This is a genomic window from Vulcanococcus sp. (assembly GCF_044369115.1).
Lineage (GTDB): Bacteria > Cyanobacteriota > Cyanobacteriia > PCC-6307 > Cyanobiaceae > Vulcanococcus.
Genome location: NZ_JBIPMN010000167.1, coordinates 1 through 5831 on the forward strand (window position 1 = coordinate 1; position 5831 = coordinate 5831).

5 protein-coding genes and 1 pseudogene are annotated in these 5831 nt (G+C 59.2%); 2 read left to right on the forward strand and 4 right to left on the reverse strand.

Features of this window, described 5'->3' with window-relative positions; all coding sequences use genetic code 11:
• Positions 1-81: 81 nt before the first annotated feature.
• Positions 82-2763, reverse strand: a complete 2682-nt coding sequence (locus tag ACIQ2E_RS11905; RefSeq protein ID WP_398330725.1) for a cation-translocating P-type ATPase — start codon at positions 2761-2763, stop codon at positions 82-84.
• 121 nt (positions 2764-2884) lie between these two features.
• Positions 2885-3031, reverse strand: a complete 147-nt coding sequence (locus tag ACIQ2E_RS11910; protein ID WP_398330728.1) for a hypothetical protein — start codon at positions 3029-3031, stop codon at positions 2885-2887.
• 36 nt (positions 3032-3067) lie between these two features.
• On the opposite strand from ACIQ2E_RS11910, the gene ACIQ2E_RS11915 reads away from it, so the two are divergent.
• Positions 3068-3298, forward strand: a complete 231-nt coding sequence (locus tag ACIQ2E_RS11915) for a hypothetical protein (RefSeq protein ID WP_398330731.1) — start codon at positions 3068-3070, stop codon at positions 3296-3298.
• A 156-nt stretch (positions 3299-3454) separates the two neighbouring features.
• On the opposite strand, the gene ACIQ2E_RS11920 is transcribed toward ACIQ2E_RS11915, so the two are convergent.
• Positions 3455-3763 carry a TrkA C-terminal domain-containing protein gene (locus tag ACIQ2E_RS11920; RefSeq protein WP_398330737.1) on the reverse strand — a complete coding sequence of 103 codons (309 nt, stop codon included), beginning with the start codon at positions 3761-3763 and terminating at the stop codon, positions 3455-3457.
• A gap of 78 nt (positions 3764-3841) precedes the next feature.
• A pseudogene (locus tag ACIQ2E_RS11925) lies at positions 3842-5050 on the reverse strand (potassium/proton antiporter); the annotation flags it as partial.
• Between the two features lie 435 nt (positions 5051-5485).
• On the opposite strand from ACIQ2E_RS11925, the gene ACIQ2E_RS11930 reads away from it, so the two are divergent.
• On the forward strand, positions 5486-5831 hold a 346-nt coding region (locus tag ACIQ2E_RS11930), incomplete at its 3' end, for an iron uptake porin (protein WP_398330734.1).

Consider the following 5831-nt stretch of genomic DNA (forward strand, 5'->3'; position numbering starts at 1 on the left):
GGTGCTTGGCTTTGGTCAAGCCTCGGGAACTCGGAGCGATGAAGGTCTGCAGAACAAGCAAGTTGCGTGTGATATCACTCATCACACCACCTGAACCTCCGGATCCACCCGATGGGCCAGGTGTGCAACAGGCAGCATCAAGGCGCTGGGAAGGAGGCAGACGATCAGCTGCATCAGCTTGAGGGGATGTGTGCCGAAAAAGGTATTCATCCAAGCGCTTTGGCTAAAGACCGTCTGAACAATCAAGGTGGCTGTGATGCCAAGCGGCACGGCCGGTGCATCGCCGATCGCCCGCCATCCCAAGCGATGCAACAGCGGCAGGCGAGCATGCCAGTGGCTAATGCTCAGCAGGTAAACCAAATGAGCGCACACCAGCCCCTGCACCGCCATGGTGCGTGCCAGAGCGAGATCGTCTGTGGTTGTTTCCGCCCAGAGAAACAGCCCAAAAATCACAGCCCAGTTGAAGAGCGACACCACCATCACACGGCGGATCAAGGCAGGGGTTAGCAAGGGCTGCTGTGGAGGGCGTGGTGGTTGCTGCATCAAGGCGGTGGCGGACGGCTCAAAGGCCAGTGCCAGCGACATCGTGAGCGAACAAATCATGTTGAGCCACAGCACCTGCAAGGCAGTCACCGGTAGAGGTGTGGCGATGATCGCGCTGAGCAGGATCGTCATCGAGGCCCCGCCGTTCACCGGCAACACAAAGGCCAAGGTTTTGCGCAGGTTGAGATATACCGTGCGGCCTTCCTCCACGGCGGCTTCGATCGTGGCGAAGTTGTCGTCTGTGAGCAGCATGTCGGCGGCCTGACGCGCCACCTCCGTACCGCCCCTACCCATCGCGATGCCGATGTCTGCCTGTTTCAGCGCCGGTGCATCATTCACCCCGTCGCCGGTCATCGCCACAACCTCACCATTGGCCTGAAGCGCACGCACCAGCTCGAGCTTCTGAGCAGGCGCCACCCGCGCAAACACACTCACCTGTTGCACCTGCTCTACCAAAGCATCGGGGCTGAGTTGAGCTAGCTGCCGCCCATCGATACCCAGTGCTCCATCGCCGATGCCGATCTGTCGGGCAATGCTCAGCGCTGTTTGTAAATGATCCCCTGTGATCATCTTCACCGCAATGCCGGCGGCCTGGCAGACAGCCACAGACCTGATGACCTCCGGACGCGGTGGATCCTGCATCCCCTGCAACCCGATGAAACACAAACCGGTGCACACGTGGCCATGCTCCAGTTGCTCCTGTTCTGGTTGGGCCTGACCAATCGCAAAGGCCAACACCCGTTCACCTTCTGAGGCCATGGTGGTGATGGCCGCCTCGATCAAGGGGGTATCCAAGGGATGAGGGTGGCCGGCGCTATCGAGTTGTGAGCTGCAGCGCTCCAACACAGCTTCCACAGAGCCCTTCAAAAGAATTCGCTCACTGCCATGCAGAGTTGCCATGAACTGCTGCTCGGATTCAAACGGAATCGAATCGCGGCGCGGATGAAGGGCGTGAGCCTGGCCATGATCCATACCCACGGAATGGGCGGCAGCCAGCAGCGCTGTTTCCGTTGGATCGCCCATCCAGACATCGCGCTCACTCGGGCGGGCGTCATTACACAGCAAACCTGCCAGGAGCGTTTCTTCCATCGCCAGGTTGAGGTGATCAAACCCACGGCCCGATGCCGCAGGCTCACCATTCCCCGGCCAGAGCTCCTCGAGAGCAAGGAGCTCGCCACCGGCGTAGAGGTGGCGCACCGTCATCCGGTTCTGGGTGAGCGTGCCTGTTTTATCGGAGCAAATCACCGTGGTACTGCCCAGGGCCTCCACAGCCGGCAGCTTGCGGATGATCGCTTGGCGTCGCGCCATGCGCTTCACGCCGATTGCCAAGGTGATCGTCACGATGGCAGGTAATTCTTCAGGGATGGCTCCTACAGCCAGGGCCACGGCACCATCGAACATCTCGTCGGCACCGCGGCCCCGCGCCAGACCCACCACGAAGTTGAGCGCTGCCATCACCACGATCACCTTTAACAGCGTGCGACTGAAGCGCGCGAACTGACGTGTGAGTGGTGTGCTGAGGCTGACCTGTTCCTGCAGTGATCGCGAAATGCGGCCCACTTCTGTGGCATCGGCCGTGGCCACAACAACACCATCGGCCTGACCTCCAGTGACATAGGTGCCCGCATAGGCCATGCCGACCCGCTCAGCTAGTGGGGCATCGGCACCCACAGCCAACGTGCCTTTCACGACGGGCATTGATTCGCCGGTGAGCGCTGATTCATCGGTTTGCAGCTGGCGTGCTGTTATCAATCGCAGATCAGCTGGTACCTTCACCCCGGGTTCCAATCGCACCAGATCCCCCTGAACCAGTTGCTCCGATGGAAGGCGTTGGGGAATACCACTGCGCACTACATCCACTTCGGTGCGTACAGCTCTGGCCAATGCTGCAATGGCACCTTCGGCTTTGCTTTCCTGCACAAACCCAATGACAGCATTGATCACCGTGACGCTGATGATCACCAAGGCGTCACGGTGATGGCCAAACACCGCTTTCACACCGCCAACAACAAGCAGGCTGATCAACAGTGGATTGTTGAACTGACTGAGCAACCGCAGCAACGGTGGCGTACCACCCTTCTCTTGCAGCTGGTTGGGGCCATCGCGCAGTAAGCGTCGCTGCGCTTCGGAATCATCAAGGCCTCTGGCTGCGTCGCTGCCCAGAGTCCGCAAGACATCCGAGCAGATGTGGGCATAGGCTTTGCTCGTCACCAGATCCATTGCGTCAGCTCAGCGTTCATGCGCCTTTGCGCAGTGTTACTAGGGCTTGAGGAAGAGGCGCACAGCAGAAGAAGCGCGGTGCCGCTGCGCTGGATGCGTATCAGCCGGGCAGCTCTGGACATCAACGCTGTCCCAGAGACCGTGAAGCGCTCTGATGGCATCCATGGGCCTGACGCACGTGCTCGCGCTGCTGCTCCTGCCAGGCACGCTGCAGGGCGAAATCGGCCTCCACCTCATCCACCTCATACTCCAGCACTGACCAGCGCATCGGAGGGGAAGCCCTGGGTCTCTCAGGATGCCAACCGTGGCTGAGCTGTGCGAGGTTACGTTCAACACACGTTTCTTCGTCAAGCAGGCCAGCCAAGTCGAAGATGAAGCGCAACCAATAGAGTTCTGCCAAATGATCTTGCGGCGTATTGGCAAGCATCGATTTCGGTTGCGTTTCAGCTTGCACACGATGGACCTGCCCCATCTCGATCTGAGCTCAGATGCGCTGCCGGTAAAGGGATGCTTCCCAGCACGTCTAAACAATTGAAGGCTCGTTAATGCAGCTCACCAAGATATGTTCGCGATCCACCCCAGCCTTTATCACGACTGGGCCGAGTCGCAGATCTCTGTTCGATGGGTACATAGCCAACAGAGACCCCAAAGGTTCTTGAGCGTCCGTTGCGATCCAATCCGGTAGTTCCAACTATAAGAACCTACACAACTGCTCCAGAGTGGTGTTTACATGGAAGCTGAACTGGAGAGCGTGTGGGAGACAGAGTGGTTCCGGATCGGGGTCAAACAAGCGATTGATCAAGAGTTCAAGGCTCATGCGCATCGCCACAAAGACATGATCACCGGTCATCAACAGCGTTGTGCCCCGAGGCATGATCACATTGCGATCCCGCACGATCAGCGAGACCACAACGCCATCCGGCAGGGCTAGATCCCGCATTCTCTGACCCGACACGTAAGTTCGAGGCTTCACCGTGTAATCAAGGATTTCCCCATCCACCTGCCTTAAGGCGTTGATCTCAACGGACAGGGCTGGGTTTGGATCTGCAGGCCGACCGATTTTGAGCCAACGGACTACAAGGGGAAGCGACCAACCCTGCGTGATCGCTGAAACCAGCACCACAAAGAACAGCGCGTTGAAGATCAGCTGACTCTGTGGCACCCCGGCCATCAACGGGAAGGTGGCAAGCGTGATCGGCACGGCACCTTTGAGTCCAACCCAGGACAGAAAGGTCAGCTCTCGGCGGCGAAAGCCAAAGGGCCAGGCAGAGGTCCACACAGCAAGCGGCTTAGCGAGGAGGATCAGCACAATGGCAATCATCAGGCCCTCCCACGCCACAGCGAGGAGGCGGGTTGGGAAGCTCAGCAGTCCTAACATCACGAATAGGACGATTTGTTCTAACCAGGCGATTGCATCGTGAAAGGAAGAGATGCCACGCCGAAAAACCATTGAGCTACTGCCTAAAACGATACCTGCGATATAAACAGCAAGGAATCCACTGCCTCAAAACACCGCCGCCAAGCCAAAAGCAACTAAGCCAAAAGCCAGTGCCAGCAGGGGATAGAGGCCTGGGTAAACCAGGTTGATGCGATGAATAGCGGCAGTGGCCAACCTCCCAACAGCCAAGCCGGCCAGGATTCCGATACCGAACTGTGTGACGAATAACAGGGCGAGGTCTTGAGCCGAATTAGCGTCACCGGTGCTCACACCGATCAGCCCCAGGGTCAGGAAGATCGCCATCGGATCATTGGATCCGCTTTCGGCCTCCAAGGTCGAAGTCAGACGCTCCGGCAATTTCAGTCCACTGGTGCGGAGAACCTAAAAAATGGCCGCCGCATCGGTTGAGCCGACAATGCTGCCCACCAAGAGCCCCTGCAGCCATTGCAACTTCAGCACCCATGCCGCCGCCAGACCTGTAAGCAAAGACGTCAGCAACACTCCGAGGGTGGAGAGCGCTAGTGCAGGCCGCCAAACCCTTTGAACAGCATCCAAGGAGGTGCGCATGCCACGATCAAACAGAATCAAGGCGAGGGCGACACTGCCGACGCTGTTAGCCAGCTCATGGTTCTCAAAGGGGATGCGTCCAAGCCCCTCGGAACCCGCCACCATGCCAAGGGAAAGGAAGAGCACGAGGACTGGGACACCGAGCCGAGCGGAGAACTTGCTGGAGGCAATGCCCAACAACAGGAGTACACCAGCCAGGAGCATGGCCAGGTTGATCCACATGCGCTTGCCCCCTTTCCGATTAGTCGAGCTTCGCTCAGGTCCTCTCGACCAGCCAGCCATGCAGGGCGCAGTCCTGCCGGGCGAACGCGGGGGGGTATCCCCAGCCGCAGATCACCACCCGGGTTGGCCAGCACCCGAGTACGACCGCTCTTGCACTGGCGCGTGCACTCAGTTTCAGCAAGGTCGAAGAGCTCCGACCCGAGTCACAGACCAGAGCGGCCAATCCCTCGCACGGCTCTAAGCAAAATCCCCCCACTCATTCTGTTGCGAAGCGCTCTCAATCAGCGATGAAGCGCTTGTGACAACGGCTGTGGTGTGGAGCCAGGCCTTGATGCCCTACTGGTTCGTAGCGGTCTCAATCCGATCAATGCTGACTGACCGGAGCCGGGGATGCCGCGCATCATGTGAGGAAGCCAGAATATCAACCCTCCCCTAGGGCAGATCTACTAGAGATATGGGGGACTATGGCCAGGACCGTTCTTCGCTTGCTTCCCGATGTGTTACCTGGCATCTGGCCGTTCCGCAGCCGCTGCCCTGCTCGTTCCGGCTGCCCTGGGCTGCAACCTCGGGGTTTCTGCCGCTGAGCGCGGCAGCGTGAGCTTCTCCGGTTTTGAGCAATACGGCGCCAGCGCCGAGCAGGTGACCTCGATCACCCAGTTCTCCGACGTGCAGCCCACCGACTGGGCTTATCAGGCTCTGAGCAACCTGATCGAGCGCTACGGCTGTGTGGCCGGCTACCCCAACGGCACCTACCGCGGCAGCCGTGCGATGACCCGCTTTGAAGCGGCCGCCCTGCTGAACGCCTGCCTCGATCGGATCACCGAAGTGACCGACGAGCTCA

Bases quoted from the DNA above. Each gene is read 5' to 3' on its own strand.
- ACIQ2E_RS11905 (WP_398330725.1), bottom strand. From the start codon at position 2,763: ATGGATCTGGTGACGAGCAAAGCCTATGCCCACATCTGCTCGGATGTC.
- ACIQ2E_RS11910 (WP_398330728.1), bottom strand. From the start codon at position 3,031: ATGCGCTGGTCAGTGCTGGAGTATGAGGTGGATGAGGTGGAGGCCGAT.